The sequence below is a fragment of the Embleya scabrispora genome, from assembly GCF_002024165.1.
Lineage (GTDB): Bacteria > Actinomycetota > Actinomycetes > Streptomycetales > Streptomycetaceae > Embleya > Embleya scabrispora_A.
In genome coordinates this window covers 1589269-1610602 of the sequence record NZ_MWQN01000001.1, presented here as the reverse complement: position 1 = coordinate 1610602, position 21334 = coordinate 1589269, and the positions used below count along the sequence as shown (strand labels likewise).

16 protein-coding genes are annotated in these 21334 nt (G+C 73.6%); 11 read left to right on the top strand and 5 right to left on the bottom strand.

From position 1 onward, the window contains the following. Positions 1 to 91: 91 nt before the first annotated feature. The gene (locus tag B4N89_RS07025) at positions 92 to 682 is read right to left on the bottom strand and encodes a hypothetical protein (protein ID WP_078974993.1); all 591 of its coding nucleotides are present in this window, start codon (positions 680 to 682) and stop codon (positions 92 to 94) included. 289 nt (positions 683 to 971) lie between these two features. Between B4N89_RS07025 and B4N89_RS07020 the strand changes: the two genes are divergently transcribed. Then, complete coding sequence (locus B4N89_RS07020) at positions 972 to 1565, top strand: TIGR00730 family Rossman fold protein (protein WP_078974992.1); 594 nt, start codon at positions 972 to 974, stop codon at positions 1563 to 1565. A gap of 48 nt (positions 1566 to 1613) precedes the next feature. On the opposite strand, the gene B4N89_RS07015 is transcribed toward B4N89_RS07020, so the two are convergent. Together B4N89_RS07015 and B4N89_RS07010 are read right to left on the bottom strand one after the other, a co-directional pair. Continuing rightward, entirely contained in the window at positions 1614 to 3239 is a 1626-nt protein-coding gene (locus B4N89_RS07015; protein WP_235618501.1) for a hypothetical protein, read from the bottom strand. A gap of 178 nt (positions 3240 to 3417) precedes the next feature. Then, complete coding sequence (locus tag B4N89_RS07010; RefSeq protein WP_078974990.1) at positions 3418 to 4812, bottom strand: MFS transporter; 1395 nt, start codon at positions 4810 to 4812, stop codon at positions 3418 to 3420. Between the two features lie 120 nt (positions 4813 to 4932). Here B4N89_RS07010 and B4N89_RS07005 point away from each other — a divergent pair, with 120 nt between their 5' ends. The 7 genes from B4N89_RS07005 (at position 4933) to B4N89_RS06975 (ending at position 13267) form a co-directional block, all read left to right on the top strand. After that, positions 4933 to 5457 carry a winged helix-turn-helix transcriptional regulator gene (locus tag B4N89_RS07005; RefSeq protein ID WP_078974989.1) on the top strand — a complete coding sequence of 175 codons (525 nt, stop codon included), beginning with the start codon at positions 4933 to 4935 and terminating at the stop codon, positions 5455 to 5457. A 183-nt stretch (positions 5458 to 5640) separates the two neighbouring features. Next, positions 5641 to 7131 (top strand): hypothetical protein, encoded by a 1491-nt coding sequence (locus tag B4N89_RS48900; RefSeq protein WP_143657881.1) that lies wholly within the window; start codon positions 5641 to 5643, stop codon positions 7129 to 7131. Positions 7132 to 7518: 387 nt separating this feature from the next. Then, on the top strand, positions 7519 to 8199 hold the full coding sequence (locus B4N89_RS06995) for a ribonuclease HII (protein WP_078979166.1): 681 nt from the start codon (positions 7519 to 7521) through the stop codon (positions 8197 to 8199). Positions 8200 to 8291: 92 nt separating this feature from the next. Then, positions 8292 to 9197 (top strand): DUF2510 domain-containing protein, encoded by a 906-nt coding sequence (locus B4N89_RS06990; protein WP_161500653.1) that lies wholly within the window; start codon positions 8292 to 8294, stop codon positions 9195 to 9197. Positions 9198 to 9361: 164 nt separating this feature from the next. Further along, entirely contained in the window at positions 9362 to 11965 is a 2604-nt protein-coding gene (locus B4N89_RS06985; RefSeq protein WP_161500652.1) for a TerD family protein, read from the top strand. Positions 11966 to 12196: 231 nt separating this feature from the next. After that, positions 12197 to 12802: a hypothetical protein gene (locus B4N89_RS06980; protein ID WP_143657880.1), complete on the top strand. Its 606-nt coding sequence runs from the start codon at positions 12197 to 12199 to the stop codon at positions 12800 to 12802. Positions 12803 to 12898: 96 nt separating this feature from the next. Then, positions 12899 to 13267 (top strand): hypothetical protein, encoded by a 369-nt coding sequence (locus B4N89_RS06975; RefSeq protein ID WP_078974984.1) that lies wholly within the window; start codon positions 12899 to 12901, stop codon positions 13265 to 13267. Positions 13268 to 13282: 15 nt separating this feature from the next. Here the strand turns inward: B4N89_RS06975 and B4N89_RS06970 are convergent, their stop codons facing one another. Both B4N89_RS06970 and B4N89_RS06965 read right to left on the bottom strand, forming a co-directional pair. Continuing rightward, positions 13283 to 13945, bottom strand: coding sequence for a hypothetical protein (locus B4N89_RS06970; protein ID WP_078974983.1), 663 nt, complete (start codon positions 13943 to 13945; stop codon positions 13283 to 13285). A gap of 221 nt (positions 13946 to 14166) precedes the next feature. Beyond that, positions 14167 to 16356, bottom strand: a complete 2190-nt coding sequence (locus B4N89_RS06965; RefSeq protein ID WP_235618500.1) for a RecQ family ATP-dependent DNA helicase — start codon at positions 16354 to 16356, stop codon at positions 14167 to 14169. A 314-nt stretch (positions 16357 to 16670) separates the two neighbouring features. On the opposite strand from B4N89_RS06965, the gene B4N89_RS06960 reads away from it, so the two are divergent. The 3 genes from B4N89_RS06960 (at position 16671) to B4N89_RS06950 (ending at position 21231) form a co-directional block, all read left to right on the top strand. Then, positions 16671 to 17882 (top strand): DUF4192 domain-containing protein, encoded by a 1212-nt coding sequence (locus B4N89_RS06960; RefSeq protein WP_078974982.1) that lies wholly within the window; start codon positions 16671 to 16673, stop codon positions 17880 to 17882. 128 nt (positions 17883 to 18010) lie between these two features. Beyond that, the gene (locus B4N89_RS06955) at positions 18011 to 19960 is read left to right on the top strand and encodes a glycogen debranching N-terminal domain-containing protein (RefSeq protein ID WP_161500651.1); all 1950 of its coding nucleotides are present in this window, start codon (positions 18011 to 18013) and stop codon (positions 19958 to 19960) included. Between the two features lie 563 nt (positions 19961 to 20523). Beyond that, positions 20524 to 21231 (top strand): NUDIX hydrolase, encoded by a 708-nt coding sequence (locus tag B4N89_RS06950; protein WP_078974980.1) that lies wholly within the window; start codon positions 20524 to 20526, stop codon positions 21229 to 21231. The last annotated feature ends 103 nt before the right edge of the window (positions 21232 to 21334 follow it).

Sequence of the window (21334 nt, the reverse complement as noted above, 5' to 3'; positions counted from 1 at the left end):
CGCCGGAACCGATGGGATGCAGGGGGGCGTTGAGGTAGGACGCCGGATTGTCCGATGTATGGCGGGGCATGGCGCAATGTCCGTCGAGGAATCACCGGTGTGCCGCGAAAAAATCCTTCGTTCGGATGAATCGGTGGTTCAGACCAGGGGCCCGTTCGGGGGGCGGCGGGGTCATCCTCGGGGGTGGTTCGGGCGGGTTGGGCAGCCCCGCGCGGGCGCGCAGGTCGCGCGGGTCGCGCGGGCCCTCGATGCGGCGGATCACGGACAGCGCGGCGGTGTGGAACGCCTCCAGGAACGCCTGCGCGGTGGACGCCGGCCATTCGGCGCGTTGGACCGCGTGCATGTTGTGGTCGGTGTCGCACCAGCACGCCACCTCGACGGTGGCGGTGACGCTGACGAAGGGCCCGTCCAGCTGCCAGACGTCCAGCCCCAGTTCCAGCCAGTCCCCGTCGGCCTCGTACAGGAGCAGCGCGGTGCCCAGGATGTGCGGCGACGGCTCGGGCTCGGGTTCCGGGCTCAGCGGGTCGGGCTCGTTCCAGAACCAACGCGCGGGGTCGTCGAGGGAGCGGCGCAGATCGAGCGCTCTCGCGGCGGCGACCAGGCGTTCACGGCCATGGTCGTCCAGATCGGGAAACAGCCGCTCGAACGGGATGTCCGAGGCAGGGCGCTCGGTGGCGGGCACGCGGGCATTCTGCCGTGGCGAGGGGTCTTCCCGTCAACGTCGGGTTCGGTGACGGCGGCCGACGATGGACGAATTTGCCCTTCTATGCCGGGACTGTACCGCCGCTCCGGCGGGTGAGAGGCGATTCGTCGACTCGACGTGCCATCGATTCGGCACCGATCCGATGCCCCTCGACCGCGCAGCTCCGGACGGGACCGCCGTCCGGGGGCGTGACCGTATTCGGCACAATTCGAGCGGCGTATCTTTCTGCGCACACCACTTCGGTGGTCATCGACGAGGGGAGCCCGTCATGCGGGTAGCGGTGTTCGCGGGGTCGGCGTCGGGCGTCTCGCCCCGGTTCCGGGAGGCGGCGAGCGAACTCGGCCGCGGGCTCGCGGAGGCGGGGGTCGGGATCGTCTACGGCGGCGGACACGTGGGTTTGATGGGCGCGGTCGCCGACGCCTGTCTGGCGGCGGGCGGCGAGGTGATCGGCGTGATGCCGCGCTCGCTGGTGGATCGCGAGATCGCCCACCTCGGCCTGACCGAGCTCCAGGTCACCGAGACCATGCACGAGCGCAAGGCGGCGATGGCGGCCCAGGCGGACGCCTTCGTCGCGCTGCCCGGCGGTGCGGGCACGCTGGAGGAGTTGTTCGAGGTCTGGACCTGGCAGCACCTGGCCATCCACACCAAGCCGGTCGCGGTCCTGGAGGTGGACGGCTTCTGGAGTCCGCTGCTCGACGCGCTGGACACGATGACCGCCCACGGCTTCCTCAAGCCGGACCTGCGCTCGACGCTGCTGGTCGCGCGGAGTGCGGCGAGCCTGCTCGCCGAGGTCAAGGCGTGGCAGCCCCGGGCGCCCAAGTGGGCCGGCGGCCTGGACCCGGACGCGCCGCCGGCGCCGTGAGCGGGCCGGGGGCGGGTCGCGGACCCGCCCCCGGCCACCGGACGCGGGTCAGGGCTTGCCGCCCTTGCCGCCCTTGAAGAGTTTGGCGTCGCGCGCGGACACCGTGACCGGTCCGGGTCGGTCGACGGTGATCTCGCTCCACTCGTCCTTGGTCGCCTTGATCACGATCTCGGGCCGGTCGGCGGTCACCCAGAACGTCGGATGGATCTTCACCACGAACGTGCCCGCCGAGTGCGCGTCGAAGGAGAACCGGCTGGGCGTCAGTTCGGTCAGCTCGCCCGGCCCCTCGACGATCGGGCTCGGGTTCTCCACCTCCCAGATCTGCCAGCGCCCGTCCTTTTCCGTGTAGACCGGCTTGAGCCACGGGATGCCCTTGCGGATCAGCTCCGCCTCGGGGATCGCAGACGGATCGATCGGGATGTCGGGCAGGGCCACGAAGCGCACGCCCGTGTCGTCGATCCAGTCGCGATACTCCTCGACGGTCAGGTCCTTCTGGTAGAGCACCGCGTTGTAGTTGCGGTCCAACTGGCGCTCCCAGCCGCGCGCCAGCGGCATCTTCTCGGCGACGAAGACCGACTCCCAGTGCCCGCGCGTGAACGGGATCTCCACCCGGCCCAGCGGGTGGGTGTTGTTCTTCTGGAGGTAGTCGAGCATGCCCGCGTAGTACTGCGGCTTCTCGCCCGGCGAGTCCTTGATGTCGTGCGTGATGGCCAGCGCGGCGGACTGGAACTGCCAGACCAGCAGCGGCAGGGTCAACAGCACCACCAGCCGGCGCCGGCCGGCCGAGAGCAGGACCACGGCCATCAGCGGCCCGGAGGTCAGCTCGCCCAGCCGGGCCAGGTTGCCGCCGAGTGAGGTCGGCACGAAGAAGAAGATCACCGCGGTGCCGGCGTACAACCACAGGAAGCGCCGGGCGCTCTTCAGTTCCTTGGGCAGTATCGCCAGGCCGACCGCGGCGAAGGCCAGGATCGGCAGGAACCGCCACCACGGGAACGGGAACATGCCCTCGTTCGGGAACGCCAGCGCGGCGACCAGGCCGAGCGCGGCCGGAGCGAAGCACAGCCGGGTCGGCCAGACCCGCTCCCGGGGCACCCACGCGAGCGCGACCAGCATCAGGAACGCGCCGGACAGCGGGCTGGACAGGCCGCACAGCAGCGCGGCGAAGCCGGCCCACAGGGGGTGCCGGCGGCGGGCGGCCAGTATCGCGAGCATGCCCGCCGCGACGCCGAGCGCGAACGGGGTGCGGCCGATCAGGTAGTCGACGCTGCACATCACCGCGAACCAGCAGCTGCCCACCTGGCGGGCGAATTCGTTGGCGCCGACCCGGAGCTTGTCCCAGGCCCACGCCGAGGTGACGCAGGACAGCGCGGTGAGGGTGGCGGTGCCGATCTTGGAGGCGATCACCGGCGCGAGGATGCTGTAGCCGGGGAGCAGGTGACCGCCGTACCACTGGTTGTTCCACAGGTAGGTGCCGTGGTCGCGGATCAGCCAGGTGCGGAAGTATTGCGCCGGCCAGTCGGGCCCGTTCACCCCGGTGACGATGATCAGGCCGATCAGACCCGCGGTTATCAGGTACGGACGCTCGATGATCGCGTTGGCGAGTGCCCGGAAACGACGGCGATCCGCCGGCGCTGCGGGTCGATCCGTCGTCGGTGTCTGCACATCGCTCGTCACATGACCCGAGTTTTCCAGACGCGGGGCCCGGCGTCGCCGGCGAGTGTCTGATTTGGGCAGCTTTGTGGGTTTATTCGCTTTGATGCCGAGGGTATTCCCGCAGGTTGTGTCGTTGTGTTCGCTGTGCCGTGGTGGGTTGTGCCGCCTGCCGCCGCGCGGCCGGTGCGGGCCGTACGGTCTACGCCCGCTGTTCGGCGCGCCGGAGGGCGAGTACGACGAGCGCGCCGAGCAGGGATGCGCCGGCCGCCATCAGGATGGCCAGGTCCATGCCGCCCGCGTCGACCAGGGCGACCACGAGCGCGGCGCCGATCGAGGCGCCGGTGTAGCGGGCGGTGCTGTTGGCGCCGGAGCCCATGCTCGCGCGGTCGGCGGGCACGCTCTCCACCCCGAGGCGGGCCAGCGCGGTGTTGACGAGGCCGACCCCGAAGCCGCCGACCAGCAGGCCCGGTACGGCCCGGAGCCACGAGTCGGCGGGGCCGATCCCGTACAGGCCCAGGAAGCCGACCGCGGAGACGAGCAGGCCCGCGGCGAAGCGGTGGGCGGGGTCGGGCAGCACGTGCACCCGACCGACGGCGAACGCGGTGAGCGCGGCCATGGCCGACCACAGGCCGAGCAGGAGCGCGGAGTCCAGGGCGCTCAGACCGAGGGTGCCCTGGAACACGGTGGCCAGGTAGGCGGCGATGGCGATCACCGCGATGCCGGCGATCAGCGCGCCGAACGTGGCGCCCAGGAACGCGGGCCGGGCGAACATGCGCAGGTCCAGCATCGGCGCCCGGCCGCGCAGCGCGGTCGCGGCGTAGCCGGCGAGCAGGAGTACGGCGGCCACCAGCAGCGCGTCGACCACCGGGCGCTGCCACCCCCGGCGGCCCTCGATCAGCGCGGCGGTGAGTGCGATCAGGCCCGGGCCCAGGGTGAGTGTGCCCCATACGTCCGGCCGGCGCGGGTGTTCGGCACGCGACTCGGGCATGCTGCGGGCGACGACGGCCAGGCCGAGTGCGGCGAGCGCGGTGAACCAGTAGGGCGCGGACCGGTGCAGTTGGACCAGGGCGGCGCCGGCCGGCGGTCCGAGCACCATGCCCACGCCGATCGAGGAGCCGTAGGCGGCCATCGCCCGCCCGCGTGCGGCGCCCCGATGGTTGTGCGCCAGCAGGCCGAGCCCGGCGGACATGATCGCCGCGCCGGCGACGCCCTGGAGGGCGCGGCCGATCACGTACAGGGGCAGCGACGGGGCCAGCGCGGTGAGCGCGGAGGACAGCGCCAGGCCGAGCGCGCCCGCCGTGAACACCCGGCGGCGGCCGAGGTCGTCGGCGAGGCTGCCGGTGATCAGCAGGGCGGCGGACAGGCCCAGGCCGATGGCGCTGAGGATCCAGGCCGGGCCGCTCGGTCCGGCGTGCAGGTCGCGGACGGTGCTCGGGACGATCGCCATCGGCATTGTGTAGGTCGCCAGGAGCAGCAGCGTGCCCAGCGCCACCACCGGCACGGTGCGGTCGGCGCGGACCCGGTCGAGGGCGGACTCGGGCGTGGCGGGTGGTGCGGATGTCGTGCGCGTGGCGGTGGATGTGGCGACGGACATGGTTGTGCTCCCCGGATTGCGACTCCTGGCGCGTCGGTTCGGTGAATGAACCGAAGATGCCCGAGCAACGTAGCACCTCTTGGTTCGATGAATGAACCGACCCGGGGTTAAAGTGCTCGCATGGCTTTGGGCAAGGACTACGGACAGCAGGACTGCGCGCTCGCCCGCACGCTGGAACTCGTCGGCGAACGCTGGACGCTGTTGATCGTCCGGGACGCCTTCTACGGCGTGCGGCGCTACAGCGACTTCCTCGGGCACCTCGACATCCCGCGCGCGGTGCTCTCCGGCCGACTGCAGACGCTGGTCGAGGCCGGCGTGCTGGATCGGCGCCGCTACCAGGAGTCCCCGCCGCGCGACGAGTACGTGCTCACCGAGCGTGGCATCGACCTGTGGCCGATCATCCGGGCGATGGCCCGATGGGGCGAGCAGCACGTGCAGAACGGGGTGCCCTGCCGGATCTTCCGGCACGAGGGCTGCGGCGGGGCGGTCGACCCGCACGGGGTCTGCGCGGTGTGCGGGGCGACGGTCGCGCCGGCGGACACCGAGGTGGCGCCGGGGCCGGGGGCGAATCTGCTGCGCCGGGACGATCCGGTCACCCGCGCGATGCGGCAGCCGCATCGGTTGCTGGAGCCGCTGCTGCCTTGAGGGGCTTGCCGGCGGGCAGCGGCGCTCGGTGGGCGCCCCGTGGGTGCCCGGCAGGCGGTCGGAGTGCCGGTCGATGCGCACGGATGCGCACGGATGCGCACGGATGCCCGCGGATCCCGCGCGGGCCACGGGCCAGGCTCTAGGGTCGTCCTCGAACGGGTGAATATTCCTCGAGGGGGACCGATGGGCGCACGGACGGGCCTACGCGCACTCGCCGGGGTGCTGCTCCTCGGCGTGCTCTACGTCGTGCTCGCGCTGCCGCTCCTGGTCGTGGCCTTCGCCACGGGCGCGATCGTCGACCACGGGCGGTTCTTCACCTCGGGCGCGGCGGTGTTGTGGGGCCTGGGCGTGGTCGCGACGGTCGCGCTGCTGCTCGAACTCGCCGGCCCGCGCCGACTGCCGGCCGGACTCGCCGTCGACGCCGCGGCGCAGCCGGTGTTGTGGGAGTTGGTCGAGGATGTGGCCGCCGACCTGCGGGTGCCGGCCCCGGACGGGATCGTGCTGACCGGTGGCGCCGGTTGCGAACTGCGGGTGGTGCGCCGGCCCGGGACCCTGCTGCACCGACACCTGGTCCTCGGCGGCACGTTGCCCCACGTGATGACCGGCCGCCGGTTGCGGGTGGTGATCGCGCACGCGCTCGGCCACTCCCGCCGGCGCCGACCTCCGCTGGCGGACCGCATCGCCTGCCACGGCGTGGACGCGGTGGTCGGGCTGGCCGACGCGTTCGCCGGACGGGGTGCGTCGGCCCGGATGGCGGCCGGCTACGCGGCGCTGTACCGGCGGGTGTGCGCGCCCGTGGTGGCCTTCGAGGAGCGGGCCGCCGATCGGGCCGCCGCGCGCGCCTACGGCACCGAGGCGGTCGTGGACGCGCTGACCGAGCTGGCTCTGGCGCGGGCGGACTGGCGGCGGTTCCGGGACGAACTCCTGGTGCCCGGGATGGCGGCGGGATGCGTACCGCGTGACCCGATCGCCGGCTTCCGGGCGTTTCGGGCGGAGCGCGACGAGGCCGGGAGCGAGCCGGAGGCGGCCCTGGTGACCCGGATCGAGCGGCTGCGGGCGCGGCCGACGGACGGGCGGGGCACACCCGCCGGTACGGACCTGCTGGGTGGTGCGTCGGCCGAACCGAGGTTGTTGGCGCATGTGCACCCGTACCTGCTGGCCACCGACGACGACGGGCATCTCGGGCGGCGCGGGTTCGCGCCGCTGGACGGTCTGGTGAAGTTGTCCGACGAGGCGTTCCTGGGGCACGTGCTCGGATTCGGGCCGGCCCGCCGGGCGGCGGCGCTCGGGATGTCCGCGAGGCGGGCGGGCGTGGAGTATCCGGTCACCCTCGGCGGCGTGCTCGGCCTGCTCGTGGAGGGGCGGGGGGACGAGCTGATCGCCCGGCACGGCGAGGACACCGCGGAGGCGCTGGCCGCCCTGCTGGAGTGCGCGTGGATCGAGTCGGGCCGGGGCCGGATGCGGCCGAGTTGGGCCGGCACGGCCACCGTCACCGACCACGACGGGGTCGAACTGAACCTGGCCGCGGCGGCGGAGGCCGCGCTGGCGGGGGCGGCCGGGGCGCGGGCGCTGCGCGACCGGTTGCGGGCGGCGGGGGTGTCGACCTACTTCGAACCCAAGCCGCCGCTTTCGATCGCCGACGGCGCACGCGAGACGGTGGTCGGCCATCGCTGACGGGTGACCTACGGTGGAGGCGTGAAGCAGCCCAGCGCCGAACCGACGAGCACCCCGGCGGACACCGCGGCGACGGCGCCGGAGCCGAGCACCGACACCACGCCGCACCCCGGGACGCGAAGCGCCCCGAGGACGACGGCGGGCACAAAGGCCGCTGCCGAGACGGTCGCGGCCGAGACGATCGCCGGCGACAAGGCCGCTGCCGAGGTCATTGCCAAGACGGTTGCCGCCAAGAAGGCCATCGCCAAGAAGGTCGCGGGCAAGAAGGTCGCGGGCAGGACGATCGCTGCCGAGAAGGTGGCCGGAAAGTCGATCGCCGGCAAGAAGGCGGCAGGCAAGAAGGCCGTCGGCAAGAAGGTCGTCGGCCCGCGTAAGGGCGGTGGGCGGATCGCGGCGCCTACCTACGACGTCGAGCGGGAGTTGATCGCTCGGGGCGCGCGTGTGGTGGCGGGCGTGGACGAGGTCGGGCGTGGTGCGTGGGCCGGGCCGGTGGTGGTCGCCGCGGCGATCACCGACCTGTCCGTACCGCCCGCAGGGCTCACCGACTCGAAGTTGCTCACCGCGCGGCGTCGCGAGGAGGTGGCCGCCGCGGTCGATTCGTGGGTGCGGGCGTACGCGTTCGGTGCGGCCGAGCCGGAGGAGATCGACACGCTCGGCATGACCGCCGCGCTGCGGCTGGCCGCGGAGCGTGCGTTGGCCGCGCTGCCGATCCGCCCCGACACGATCGTCCTGGACGGCAAGCACGACTTCCTCGGCGCGCCGTGGGCCGTGCGCTGCGTGATCAAGGGCGACCAGTCGTGCGTCGGCGTCGCGGCGGCCTCGGTGCTCGCGAAGGTGCATCGCGACGCGATGATGGCCGGGCTCGGCGAGACGTACCCCGAGTACGGCTTCGCGGGCAACGCCGGCTATCCGGCCCCGGTGCACCGGGCCGCGTTGGCCGAATTCGGCCCCACGCCCCACCACCGGATGTCGTGGGCGTACTGGGACGACCTGCCCGCGTGGCGGCATCTGAAGCGACCCCGCGTGGAGCCGGTCGTCGACGGTCAACTCGGCCTCGACCTGGGCTGATCGGCGCCCGCTCGCGGTGTTCGCGTCTCCGAACGGTCACGTTTGCCGGGTGGCGCTCGTGTCGCGCCGGAGCCGGTTGTACCGTCACGCGGGTGACTGCCTCGATTCCTCCCGGCTGGTACGAAGACCCGTCGGCTCCCGGCTCCGAGCGATGGTGGGACGGGACGCAGTGGACCGCCTCCACCCGGGCCCGCGCGCAGGGCGAGATTCCGCCGCCGCCGAGCAGCGCCCCGCCCGGTCCGCCGCACGCCGGCTACCCCCAGGGGGGATACCCGGGCGGCTACCAGCCGATCGGGCCGCCACCCGGCGCCGCCCGGCCCGGTCGTGGCAGAGCGATCGGGCTGAGCGTGCTGGCGCTGGTCGTGGTGGGCGGATTGATCGCCGCGCTGATCGTGCTCCTGGGCGGGGACGACGACGGCGGCACGACGGTGGCCACGGACGGCACGCTCACCGACCCCACCACCGGGCTGACCGTGCCCAGGTTCAAGGACTGGGTCGCTCCCGACCCCCAATCCCCGGCGGACCAGGCGGTGGAAGGCCCCTGCCCGAGCAGGTCGGCGACGCGCAACGGCGGATCCGACGTCGAGACCCGGTTCCAGGCGGAGCGCAAGTGCTACGTGGCGGGGGTGACGGTGACCGCGCGCAAGGCCGGCTCCATGGCCGAGCTGGTCGCCGATCTGAAGAAGGACGTGAGCGGCGGCAGCAAGGGCGGGATCAAGCTGGAGGACCTGGAACTGGACAAGGCGATCACGGTGGACGGCCACCCGGGTTACGTCCTGCGCGGCCGGGTCTCGGGCAAGCCCGAGGACCTGGGCATGAACGCGGACTCCGCCTGGGCGCAGGCGGTGGTGATCGACGAGAAGAACGAGCGCGGCAGATACCCGTGCGTGCTGTCGAGGATGGCGATCACCGCCGGGGCTCCGGACAAGGCGACGCTGGACACCGTCCTGAAGGGCATCCGGGTCGGCAAGCCGCAGCCCTCGGAGAGCGCGTCCTGACCGTGCGTCATATCTGATGACTCGTCACCAGCGGTACGGTTACGCCCGATCGGTCGCGCCGTACCCCGCACCGGTCGCGAGCGCGTACCGTGGACGCGCGCCGCAGGTCGGGCTTGCCGGGATGCGACCGAAGGAGGCCGCACCGGGCACATCATCATTGGGGGGTGACTGTGCGCATCGGTGATCGCCTCGAATGCCCCGGCTACTCGGTGGTGGCCGTGGAGACGACGGGTTTGTCCCCACATCGACATCGCATCATCGAGATCGCGATCGCGCAATGCGATCTCGACGGACGCGTGACCGAGTTCTTCACGACCCTGCTCGATCCGCAGGGTCCCGCCGGCGACTTCCAGGCCCACGGGCTGTTCGACGACGACGTGGTCAACGCCCCGACCTTCGCCGAGGTCGCGCCGTGGCTGGCCAACCTGTTCCGGCAGCGGGTCGTGGTCGCGCACAACGCGCGCTTCGACATCGGCTTCGTCGAGCGCGAGTTCCAGCGCCGAGGCCGGCCGACGGTGCCGCCGCTGACCACCGTGTGCACGATGCGCGAGGCGCCGCACCACCTGCCGGAGGCGCCCAGGTTCACCCTGCTCGCCTGCTGCGAGGCGGCCGAGGTGCCGGTGGACGGCGGACACGGCGCGGCGGCCAAGGCGATGGGTACGGCGCGCCTGTTGGAGCACTACCTGAGTCGCGGCGCGGGCGAGGCCCGGCACTGGCAGCAGGCCCGGACCGTGGCCGCCTCGCTCAACTGGCCGCGGCGCAGCGCCGATCCGCCGCGCGTGTTCACCCGCGACGACGCGCACACGGCCCGGCGCGCCCGCGAGGAGGCCGAGCAGGTGCGCCGCCGGGACGCGGTGTCGTACCTGGAGAAGGCCCGGGCGTACGGGCCGCCGACCGGCGTGGGGGAGGGGCCCGACAGCTACCTGGCGGTGCTGGACGCGGCCCTGGAGGACCGGGTGATCACCCCGCAGGAGGCGATCGACCTCGCCGAACTCGCGGTCTCCCTGGGCATCTCCGAGGAGCAGCGCAAGGACCTGGACCGGTTGTACGTGACCGCCCTGGCCGCCTCGATGGTCGCCGCCGGCCCGATCGACCGCGAGGAGCGGGCCGATCTGACCCGGGTGGCGGCGCAGTTGGGGATTCCGCGCACCGCGCTCGACGAGATCGTCGGGATGGCCCGCTCCACCGTCGAGGAGGGTCGTGGCGGGCCGCGCATCCTGGCCCGGGGGCGGCCGCTCGAGTCGGGTCTACAGGTGCTGTTCCACGGCTATCTCGCGGTCACCCGCGGCGAGTTGGAGCGTCGGATGGCCCGGGCGGACCTGTCCGTGGCGTCCGGGATCCACGACCGGGTGGACGTGCTCGTGGTCGCCGATCCGGACGAGTCCGCGGATCGCACCTACTGGGCTCGGCAGCGCGGTATCCGGGTGCTGATCGAGCCGGTGTTCCTGGCGCTGCTCGCCGACCTGGAGCGCGGGCGCAGCAGCGCGGCCGACGCGGCCTCCCAGGTGGCCGCCGCCTCGTTGGCGCTTGCCGTGCCGGGGATGCCGCGCACCACCAGCGGCTTCCTGCTGCCCCGGCCCAGCACGTCGGGGGCGGCCGGTGCCGGGTCGTTCACGCCGGGGCCGTACCGGCCCTACGACACCCCGGTGGACGGTTCCGACGTGCTGCCCGCGGTGGCGGAGCCGACCGAGGCCTTCGAGGCGACGGAGGCGTTCGGGCCGGACGCGTCGTCGGCGCCGACGGAGGCGTTCGAGGTCACCGAGGCGCAGTCCGCGCCGGGCGCGCCGATGTCCGGGGCCGGGTCCGCCACCACGCCGGCGCCGGTGCCGGGTACGGGGGCGACGCTGCCGAGTATCCCGCCGCCGCCGACCGCGGCCGATCTGCCGGTCGCGGCCGGGTCGTCGGCCGCCGAGGTGTTGGAGGCGACCGTCCCGGACGTGTTGCCGCCGCCGCCCGAGGTGCCGCCGGTGCCGGACGCCGGGCCGAGCACGCCGCCGCCCGTGCCGGGGCCGCAGACGCCGCCGCCGCCGCAGGCGCCGCCGGGCTCGGGGACGCGCACGCCGCCGCGGCCGACGGTGCCGGTGTCGCCCGGGCCGGTGTCGTCCGTGCCGCCGAAGCCGGAACACCCGGCGTCGGGCGAGGTGTCGGCGGAGTCGGCGAGTGCGGGCCCGGCGCCGACCGTGCCGCCGCGGCCGGCGATCGCGCCGCCGCGCGGGCTGACCCGGGGGCAGGCGGTCACGATCGAGGATCTGGGCCCGTTCGCGGGCACGGTGCGGATCGAGGCCGCGTGGTGGGCGCCCGCGCAGGTGGACGGCGACACGGTGGCCCTCGTCCTCGACGACGATCGGCGGGTGGCCGACGACGGCGACCTGGTGTTCTTCAACCAGCCGGTACACGCCAGCGGCGCGGTGCGGTTGGCCGGCAAACTGCAGACCGGGACCACCAACGACGTGGAACCTGGCTCGGATTCGGTCGAGATCGACGTCACCACGCTGCCGGCCGGCCGCAGTCGGGTCGTGGTCGCGCTCGCGTTGGACGCGACGAGTGGCACCACCTTCGCCCAGGTACCGGTGACCGTCGGTATCGTCGACCCCGTGACCTGCCGTCGACTCGCCGAATTCCGGTTGAGCGGAGGCGACGAGACCGTCATGATCCTGGCCGAGGTCTATCGGCGCGGCGACTCCTGGCGCCTGCGGGCGGTCGGTCAGGGCTACGCGGAGGGGCTGGCAGCTTTGGTGATCGAGCACGGGGTGGTGGTGGACGATTGATCCGGCCGAGCTGACGGGGCATCGTAGTATGCGCCGTCGTACGCCCGGGCCACACCCCAGGAGCACCCTGGGTGGGCACGCCCCGCGCGGCTTTGATAGGACTGCCACCATGCCGCGCGTGTTCTCCGGGGAACGGGACTCCACCGATCCCTCCCCGCGTCTCCTCACCGCCGGGCATCCCGGTACCGCCACGAACGAACCGAGCCTTCCCCAGACATGACTGTGAATCCGGTGACTGCCGAAAACACCGCGGACACGACGTCCGCAGCAGAGACCCCGTCCGTGCCGCGTCCGTCCGGCGCGGTGCCCAAGCCCGGACCGCGCCCGAAGCCGAGCCCGCCCAAGCCCGCCGTGCCGCGGCAGGCGAGTGCGGCGGCCAAGCCCGGTCCGGCCAAGCCCGGTCCCCCGAAGCCGGGTGCGGCCAAGCCCGGCCCCGACCTGTCCGCCTCGCCGACGCCGCGCGTGACGCTGATCCCCGCCGGCGCGGACGACGTCTTCGACGTCGCCGACGACGCGGTCGACGCGCTCCTGGAGGCCGGTACCGAGCCCGGCGCCATCCTGGTGCTGACCACGGGTGGGCCGCACCCGTGGCAGCAGCACGAGGAGACGTTCGGCGCCGCGCAGTACTGGCGCCAATACGACGAGGGCAAGGACGTGTTCTACGCGTCGCTGCCGGCCTCGCGTCCGCTGCGGCGGCCCGCGGTCGTCGTCGTGGTCAACGGTTTCGCCGAGGGCGCCGACGCGGGTCGCATCCTGACCTCGGCGCTCACGGCCGGGGCGTCGGTCACGGTCTGCGGCGACGTGGAGCGGGTGCGCGCGCTCACCGGCGTCGCGTAAGACGTCGTAGCACGTAGGGGGCCCGGCCGTATCCGGTCCGACCGAACTCGGGCCCCCTGCCCCGCGGATCGCCAAGGTCGGCTACGGTTCGTTGCCATGTCGGAATCGCCGTCGATCGCGCAGCTCCTTGACCGGTTCCTCAGCGACCAGGAGGACCGGCTGAAAATACAGCAGTACCGGGCCTGTAGCACTGTCATCGACATGTTGTCGGGCTATCTCAACCGGTACGCCTACACGACCTTGATCGGGGAAGAACGCCAGGAATGGGACCGCGCCTTCTCGGCCGGTGACGACCGGGCGTTCTGCAACGTGTTCGGGGTACGCAAGTTGATCTCCGGGATCAAGCCGTTCCACGCGCAACATCTGCGCACGCGGCTGCAGAGTCCGGAGCTCGTTCAGGACCACGCGTTGACGGTCACGACCGATCTGGTCGACTGGCTCGCCGAGCGTGGTCTCACCGCCTGATCACACACGTGTCCATCAGGACGCGGAGGGTCGTACCAGGGGAGTGGGCCCCGCCTCCGGCAGGTAGCGCACCTGCGGCAGTTCCGTCGCGGCGCGGGCCGGGGCGATGCCCGCTGCCCTGATCGGCGTTCCGGCGCCGGGACCGCCGTCGCGGCCCGGGGGCAGCGCGGGGGTACGTCCGCGACGCCCGTCGGCGACCAGTTGCCAGCCGTCCTCCGCGACGATCGCGAAGGCGCCGCAGCGCAGACCGTGCAGGACGCACGCGTCGTGCAGCCCCCACATCCAGCGGCCGTCGTCCGCCGCCCAGCCGCGCCCGCCCTCGCGATGCACCGCCAACACCGCGGTGTGCGTGGGGGTGCCCCGGCGCAGCTCGTCGGGGACGATCAGGCGCAGGTTGGTCAGGATCAGATTGCGACAGCGCCAGCCGTCGGTACGGCCCTCGCCGAAGCCGAAGGACGCGCTGGCGACCGGCCGTTCGGACCGATCCAGGACCGCGACCACCGCCGTGCGCGCGGCCGGACGGTGCAGGTCGTGGAGCCGGTTGAGCAGTGCTCGCGGATCGCGCAGCAGGGGAATCCGGCGCGCGCGCCAGGACTCCGGGTCCAACCAGCGGGAGGGACTGGCCGGGGGCGTGCCGGTGGGGGCCGGCGCCGGGGACGCGGTTGCGGCGATGTGCACGGTCCTCCTTCCGTCCATGGCGGACAGCGGCGCGCGCTCCCACTGCGGGCGGCTCGCGGCGGAGCGGCGCCGACGGGGCCCGCACGGGAAAGTGAAGAGAACGCCTTGTCGATTCTTGCGTGACGCCGACGAACTCGGCAACACGTACCGGTGATCATTCGCTACGTCCGCGTGACGGCCCGGCGACCGATCGGGCGGGTCGGGCGACCGGCCCGCGCGGGTCACCCCTCCATCATGAGCACCAGGGGCAACACCTGCACGGCGCCGGCGCGACGCAGCAGGCGGGCCGCCACGGTGAGCGTCCACCCCGTGTCGGTGCGGTCGTCGACCAGCAGGACCGGGGCGCCGAGGGCGGCCACCCGCTCGGCGACGTCGGGCGGCAGGACGAACGCGTCGGCGACCGTGCGCAGCCGCTGGGCGCTGTTGCTGCGCGGAGCCGGGCCGCCGGCGCCCGGCGCGTATTCCACCCGCCCCAGCCAGGGCAGCCGGCCGACCTCGGCCAGCCGCTCGCCCAGGCTGTCGATCAGCGTGCCGCGCGTGTGCGAGGCGATGGTGACCACGCCTCCGGGGCGCCGCTGCCAGCCCCACCCGGCCAGGACCTCGACGACGGCGGCGAACGCGGCGTCGGGGACGGGGCCGTCGGGTGCGCCGGGGGCCAGGATCGGGCGCAGCCGGTTGCCCCAGCCGATGTCGGAGGAGCGGCCCAGGGCCCGGCCCGCCGCGGCCTGCTCGCCGTCGGGGATGCGGCCCTTGAACGCGACCCCGGTGACCGCCATGCCGGTGGGCCACATCCGGCGCGCCTCCACCTCCACGCCCGGCCGGCCCAGCGCGGCGCGGGCCGCCTCGCGCGAGGCGGGATCCACCCGCGCGTCGTGGCGCGGCCCGGCACACGTGTCGCAGCGCCCGCACGGGGCGGCGCCCGGGTCGTCCAGGCAGCGGCGCAGGAACTCCATCCGGCAGGTGCCGTCGGCCTGGTAGTCGCGCATGGACTGCTGTTCGTGCTCGCGGGCGGCGGCCACGCGCGCGTAGCGCTCCGCGTCGTACACCCAGGGGTGGCCGGTGGTGATCCAGCCGCCGCGCACCCGCTTGACCGCGCCGTCGACGTCGAGCACCTTGAGCATCAGCTCCAGGCGGTTGCGGCGCAGTTCCACGAGGGGTTCGAGGGCCTGCGTGGACAGCGGGCGCCCGGCGCCCTCCAGGGCGGCCAGGGTGCGCTCGACCTGCTCGCGGGCGGGGAAGCCGAGCGAGCCGAAGTAGCGCCAGATCGCCTCGTCCTCGCGGCCGGGCAGCAGCAGTACGTCGGCGCGCTCCACCGCGCGCCCGGCCCGGCCGATCTGCTGGTAGTAGGCGATCGGCGACTGCGGGGCGCCCAGGTGTACGACGAAGCCCAGGTCGCCCTTGTCGAAGCCCATGCCCAGGGCGGAGGTGGCCACCAGCGCCTTGACCCGGTTGGCCAGCAGGTCTGCCTCTGCGACCCGTCGCTCGGCGTCCTCGGTGCGGCCCGAGTAGGAGGCGACCGCGTGGCCGCGCGAGCGCAGGAACGCGGTGACCTCCTCGGCGGCGGCGACGGTCAGCGTGTAGACGATCCCCGAGCCCGGCAGCTCGGGCAGGTGCGTGTCGAGCCAGGCCAGCCGCTCGGCCGGATCGGGCAGGCGCAACACGCCCAGCGACAGGCTCTCCCGATCGAGTGCGCCGCGCAGGACCAACGCGTCGCCGGTCGGGTCCAGTTGTTCGGCCACGTCGGTGCTCACCCGGGCATTCGCGGTGGCGGTGGTGGCCAGGACCGGAACGCCCGCCGGCAACTCCTCCAGGAGGGTGCGCAGGCGACGGTAGTCGGGCCGGAAGTCGTGCCCCCAGTCGGAGACGCAGTGCGCCTCGTCCACCACGAGCAGCCCGGTGGTGGCGGCCAACTTAGGCAACACGGTGTCCCGAAAATCGGGATTGTTGAGCCTTTCCGGGCTGACCAGAAGCACATCCACCGTGCCGCCGGCGACCTCCGCCTGCACCGCGTCCCAATCGTCGACGTTGGCCGAGTTGATGGTGCGGGCCCGGATCCCGGCGCGGGCGGCGGCGTCGACCTGATTGCGCATCAGCGCCAACAGCGGCGAAACGATCACGGTGGGCCCCGCCCCACGAGCACGCAGCAGCGCGGTGGCCACGAAGTACACCGCCGACTTGCCCCACCCGGTGCGCTGCACCACCAGAACCCGCCGATGCCGCGCGACCAGGGCCTCGACGGCCCGCCACTGATCCTCCCGCAGCCGAGCCTCGCCCCCCACCAGCTCCCGCAACACGGCGTCGGCACGATCGCGCAACTCGGTCCCCGCGGCGGATCCGGTGTCGGACCGGGCGCGATCGGTGCCGCCCGGTTCGGTATCGCTTGGGCCGGTGCCGGCGTCGTCCTGTTTCATGCCCCCTTTGTAACCCCCCACCCCGACGGGGAGGAGGGCAGGTGCACGGTTTTGTGCAGAAACGCGTCGCCTACCCATCGGCCACCCCGCCGGCAACCACCCTCGCCGCGCCCGATAGACCCGGCCGGCCCCCTTCGCCGTGCGACTCCACAGGCTTGACGTGGATTCGTCCGCTCGCCGACGGGTCGCTTGGACCTCGTTCGTTGGGACGCTGGGGTTCGGTGTTGTCGAGTCGGCGGTCCACAAGGGGCGAGTTGTGCACGGCCGGGTTGCGGGAGTCCGGTCGGCAGTGGTGTCGAGCGGACGCTCGATGCATGAACGACACCGACGGGTTCGACCGCCCGCCCTATGTGGCCATGACCCCGCAATCCGTCCTGCGGGTTCGCTCGCCCGCCGATCTGGTGGAGGCCGTGCCGTATCTGATCGGCGTGCGGCCCACCGACAGCGTGGTGCTGCTCGGGATCCTGCCGGGGGATCGGAGCCGGGTCGGGCCGGTGTTGCGGCACGACCTTCCGGCCCCGGCCGACTTCGTGAACGCCGCCCGGCATTTCGCCCGCCTGCTGGTGCGGACCGGCGCGCGTGGGGTCGCGGTGGCGATATACGCCGACGGGGAGAGCGGCCGGATGAGCGGGGCGGAGGCGGCCGGGACGTCGCGTGCGGGCGACGCCTCCGATGGATCCGATGGGTCGGGTGCCCCGGACGCCCCGGAGGCTTCCGGGACGGCGGAAGGGTTGCCCGGTTCTTCCTCCGCCCCCCTCGATGACCTGCCCGCGACCGTCGGCCGGCTGCGGCCTCTGCATGAGGCGATCGCGCGCGAGTGTGCGGCTCGTGGGATCGAGGTTCGGGAAGCGGTGTGTGTCACCGCCGGGCGGTGGTGGTCCTATGGGTGCGACGATGCGCGGTGTTGTCCGATGGAAGGTACGCCGTTGCGTACCGAACGTAATTCGACCGTGGCCGCCACCGCGGTCTGGGCCGGGTTGCCGGAGCCGGCCTCCTTGACCGATCTGATGCGGCTGTTTCGGCCGCCGGAGTATGCGATGCGCGAGCGGATACTGCGTGCGTACACCGACGTGCGTGGCGATTCCGCCGGCTTCGAGCCGGGGCGCACGTTGATTGCGTTGGCGGGCCACCGGATTCGGTTTCGGGCCGGGAATACCGAGATCGAGCCGGAGGAGGCGGCGCGACTGGTATTGGGGCTCGGTGACGCGCGGGTGCGCGACGAGGTGATGGCGTGGCACGGGGAGACGCCGGGGGAGGCCGACGACCGCGCGTTGCTCGCCCTGTGGACCGTGCTCGCGCGTCGGGCCTTCGCGCCCGCGTCCGCGCCGCCGCTCACCCTCGCCGCGTGGGCGGCCTGGACGGCGCACGACGGCGTGTTGGCCCGGGTCGCGGTGACCGGGGCGCTGCGCGCCGATCCCGGATACACCATGGCGCGGCTGCTGCACTCGGCGATCAACAGCCCCCTGAGCGCCGCCGAGGTGCGGCGGCGGATCTTTCGCGATGCCGTGACCAACCGGGCGCCGTGAGCGTTGGGGGGCCGGGGGCCGGTTGACGAACGCGGGGGTGCGGTGCGGCTCGACGCGCCGCCGCCGTCCGGATGGAACGGCGCGATTCCGGCGCCGCGTGGGACCTGGGAGAAGCGGGAGGCGAGAGCGTGACGGTGAGCACGATTCCACATCCGGTCGCGCACGACGCGCTCGTCTGCGTGGACGCGCCGGGCATGGCGATCGGCGGTCGCGACGGGCAACTGCGCGGTCGGGGCGTGGAGGGCGTGTACCACGACGGGCGACGCACGCTTTCGCGCAATGTGCTGACCCTCGGCGGCATCGAGCCGGAGCCGCTGTCCGGGCACGTGGTCGCCGCGGGGGCCGTGCGATACCTGGCGATGCGCCGATTCGCCGCGGACACCACGCCCGACCCCGCCCTCGTGGTCGAGCGCACCCGGTTCGCCGACGGCCGGGAGCGGATCGTGGTGCGCAACACCGGTCGCCGGCCGCTGAGCTTCCCGGTCGAGATGGTGCTGGGCGCCGACCTGATGCCGCTCGACGCGCTGCGCGCCGGATACCGGCCGGCCGAACTGCCCGCCCGGGTCGCGGCGGCAGGCCTGGGCTGGAGCGCGCCGGACGGCATGTCGGTGCGCGCGGTGGCCGAGCCCGCACCGGACACCGCGCTGGCCGCCACCGCGACGCTGCGCTGGGAGGTGGCGCTGGAGCCGGCCCGTTCATGGTCGGTCGAACTGCGCATGCTCGCCGAGCCGGTGCCCGGGCGGTCCGGCCCGCGCGCGGTCTCGGGCCGGCCGCCGTGGACCGAGCCGCGGGTGCGCTGCGACGACGTACGGGTGGCGGCCTGGGTCGATCAGGGCCTGCGCGATCTGCGGGCGTTGCTCGTGGTCCCCGATCCGGATCTGCCGACCGCGGCGCTGCCCGTCGTCGGCGCGCCCTGGCAACTCGCCCCCGCCGGGCGCGACGCGCTGTGGACGGCCCGGATGCTGCTGCCGCTGGGCACCCGCTTCGCGAGCGGCGTATTGCGGTTGCTCGCGTCACGTCAGGGGGTGCGGTCGCGACCCGGGGTCGGCGAGGAGCCCGGGCGCATCCCGCACACCCTGGGGCGGAGCGGCGAGCACGTGCGCTACGACTGTGTGGGCTCGACCGCGCTGTTCGTCACGCTGCTCGGCGAGGCGTGGCGGTGGGGGCTGCCCGCCACCGAGACCGCCGCGCTGCTGCCCGCGCTCGGCCGCGCGCTCGGACATCTGACCCGGACGCTGGGCGAGCGACCCGGCGACTTCGCAAGGCTCGGGCCCGAGGGGCCGGCGCCGTGTGAACTCCAGGCCCAGACGTACGAGGCCGCGCGGCACGGCGCGGCACTCCTCGACGCGCACGACCTGCCGGGCGGGGCGGCGTTACGCGAGCGGGCCGAAGAGTTGGCCGTGGCGTTTCGCCGGGCGTTCCGGGCCGAGGACGCGGCGGGGGAGTACTACGCGGCGGCGCTCGACCCCGGCGGTCGGCCGATCCCGGTGGCCTCCTCGGCGATGGCGCACCTGCCCGGCAGCGGCATCCTGGACGACACCGGCAGCGAGGCGGTGGCCCGTCGGCTGACCGCGCCCGACTTGGACTGCGGCTGGGGCCTGCGCGGCACCTCGGCCCGGACGCCCGGTTATCACCCGCTCGCCGCGCGCGGCGGCGTGGTGCGCACCCACGACACCTGCGTGGCGGTGGCCGGGCTGGCCGAGGCCGGTCATCCCGACGCCGCACAGCGGTTGTTCGCCGGACTGCTCGACGCCGCGCCGTGGTTCCAGTACCGGCTGCCGGAGATGCACGCGGGTGAACAACGCGCCGAGGGCCACGCACCGGTGGCCCACCCGCTGGCCTGCCGCCCCCTCGCCCGCGCCGCCGGCGCGGTCCTGCCGGTCCTGGTAGCCCTCGCCGGCATCCGCCCCGACGCCCCCACCGGCCGCGTCACCGTGCGCCCGGGCGGCCCGTTGGACATCGGCGAACTCGAACTCCGCGACCTGCGCATCGCCGGCGACCCCTTCACGGTCCGGGTGAACCGCGCCGGCCAACCCATCATCGAAGAGGCCCCCGAATCCCTCCAACTCTCCACATGACCTACCCCTGACAGCACCTCCACCGCCCCGACACCACCACCACATACCGCTCCACAGGCGCCGGTGCGGCGGTCGTTCATCACCACCTGTCGCTCCGACGAGGCCCACGACGGACCGACCGAGACGCCGTCGGATCCCGCCCGCCGCCGCCCCACACCCGCCATCCGAACGAGCCCCCGGCCCACCTCGCGGCAGGCACGCCGCCGGCGGGTGCACTCGTGCTCGGATGCCGTGGGCGCGACCCGGACTGCGCGAACAGTCGGGGTCGTGAGCCGTGGAGTGCCCACCGAGCCGGCCCGATTCGCGTCCGCCGGCGACCGCCCCCGCCACCCCGTCGGCCCAGGCCGGTCCGTGGCCCACCCGCGCAGGCCTCGGTCGGGTACCACAGCGCTGTCCCGTCGCGCGCGACCCCCGCCGATCGGTGGGGCACTTCGGCGGCGGAACGTCGCTCCGCTTCGGGGTGTGCCCGGATGTTGTTCGAGGGGCCTGCGGGAAGGGTGAGGTTGGCGGTGGTTTTATCGTCAGCCAGACAGCTAGTGGCTCCCGGGCACTAGGATCGCTCCATGCCGCGCTCCGAGACCTCGCTCTTCCCGCCCTTCGGAGTCACCGTGGATCTTGTCGTCCTCACGGTGCGCGAGCACGCTCTGAGTGCCCTGACCATTCGTCGGGGCGAGCCGCCGTTCCAGGGGGCCTGGGCGTTGCCCGGGGGATTCGTGCGGGAGGGGGAGGGTCTGGAAGCCGCCGCGGCGCGGGAGCTGGCCGAGGAGACCGGGCTGGATCGGCTGCCCGTGCACCTCGAACAACTCGCCACGTTCGGCGACCCCGGCCGGGACCCCCGGATGCGCGTGGTCAGCGTCGCCTACCTGGTCCTGGCCCCCGACCTGCCCGCCCCGCGCCCCGGCGGAGACGCGGCGGGCGCGCGCTGGTCCTCGGTCGGCGAACTGCTGGGCGACGGCGGTCGGCTCGCGTTCGACCACGCGCGGATCCTGGAGGACGGTGTCGAGCGGGCCCGGTCCAAGATCGAATACTCCTCGCTGGCCGCCGCGTTCTGCCCCGAGGAGTTCACCGTGGGCGAGCTGCGCCGGGTCTACGAGTCGGTGTGGGGCGTGGCTCTGGACCCACGCAACTTCCACCGCAAGGTCACGGGTACGCCCGACTTCCTGGTGCCCACCGGTGGCACCACCACGCGCCAGGGCGGTCGCCCCGCCCAGCTGTTCCGTCGAGGCTCCGCGGAGAAGCTCAACCCGCCGATGTTGCGTCCCGAGGCCTGATCACCGGGCCCTGTCCGGTCGCCGGACCCGGCCCCATCGCCGGACCTGCCCCATTGCCGGACCTGCCCCATTGCCGGGCCCTGCCCGATCGTCAGGCCCAGAT

Bases quoted from the DNA above. Each gene is read 5' to 3' on its own strand.
- B4N89_RS07020 (WP_078974992.1), top strand. From the start codon at position 972: ATGCGGGTAGCGGTGTTCGCGGGGTCGGCGTCGGGCGTCTCGCCCCGG.
- B4N89_RS07010 (WP_078974990.1), bottom strand. From the start codon at position 4,812: ATGTCCGTCGCCACATCCACCGCCACGCGCACGACATCCGCACCACCC.
- B4N89_RS07005 (WP_078974989.1), top strand. From the start codon at position 4,933: ATGGCTTTGGGCAAGGACTACGGACAGCAGGACTGCGCGCTCGCCCGC.
- B4N89_RS48900 (WP_143657881.1), top strand. From the start codon at position 5,641: ATGGGCGCACGGACGGGCCTACGCGCACTCGCCGGGGTGCTGCTCCTC.
- B4N89_RS06975 (WP_078974984.1), top strand. From the start codon at position 12,899: ATGTCGGAATCGCCGTCGATCGCGCAGCTCCTTGACCGGTTCCTCAGC.
- B4N89_RS06965 (WP_235618500.1), bottom strand. From the start codon at position 16,356: ATGAAACAGGACGACGCCGGCACCGGCCCAAGCGATACCGAACCGGGC.
- B4N89_RS06960 (WP_078974982.1), top strand. From the start codon at position 16,671: ATGAACGACACCGACGGGTTCGACCGCCCGCCCTATGTGGCCATGACC.
- B4N89_RS06950 (WP_078974980.1), top strand. From the start codon at position 20,524: ATGCCGCGCTCCGAGACCTCGCTCTTCCCGCCCTTCGGAGTCACCGTG.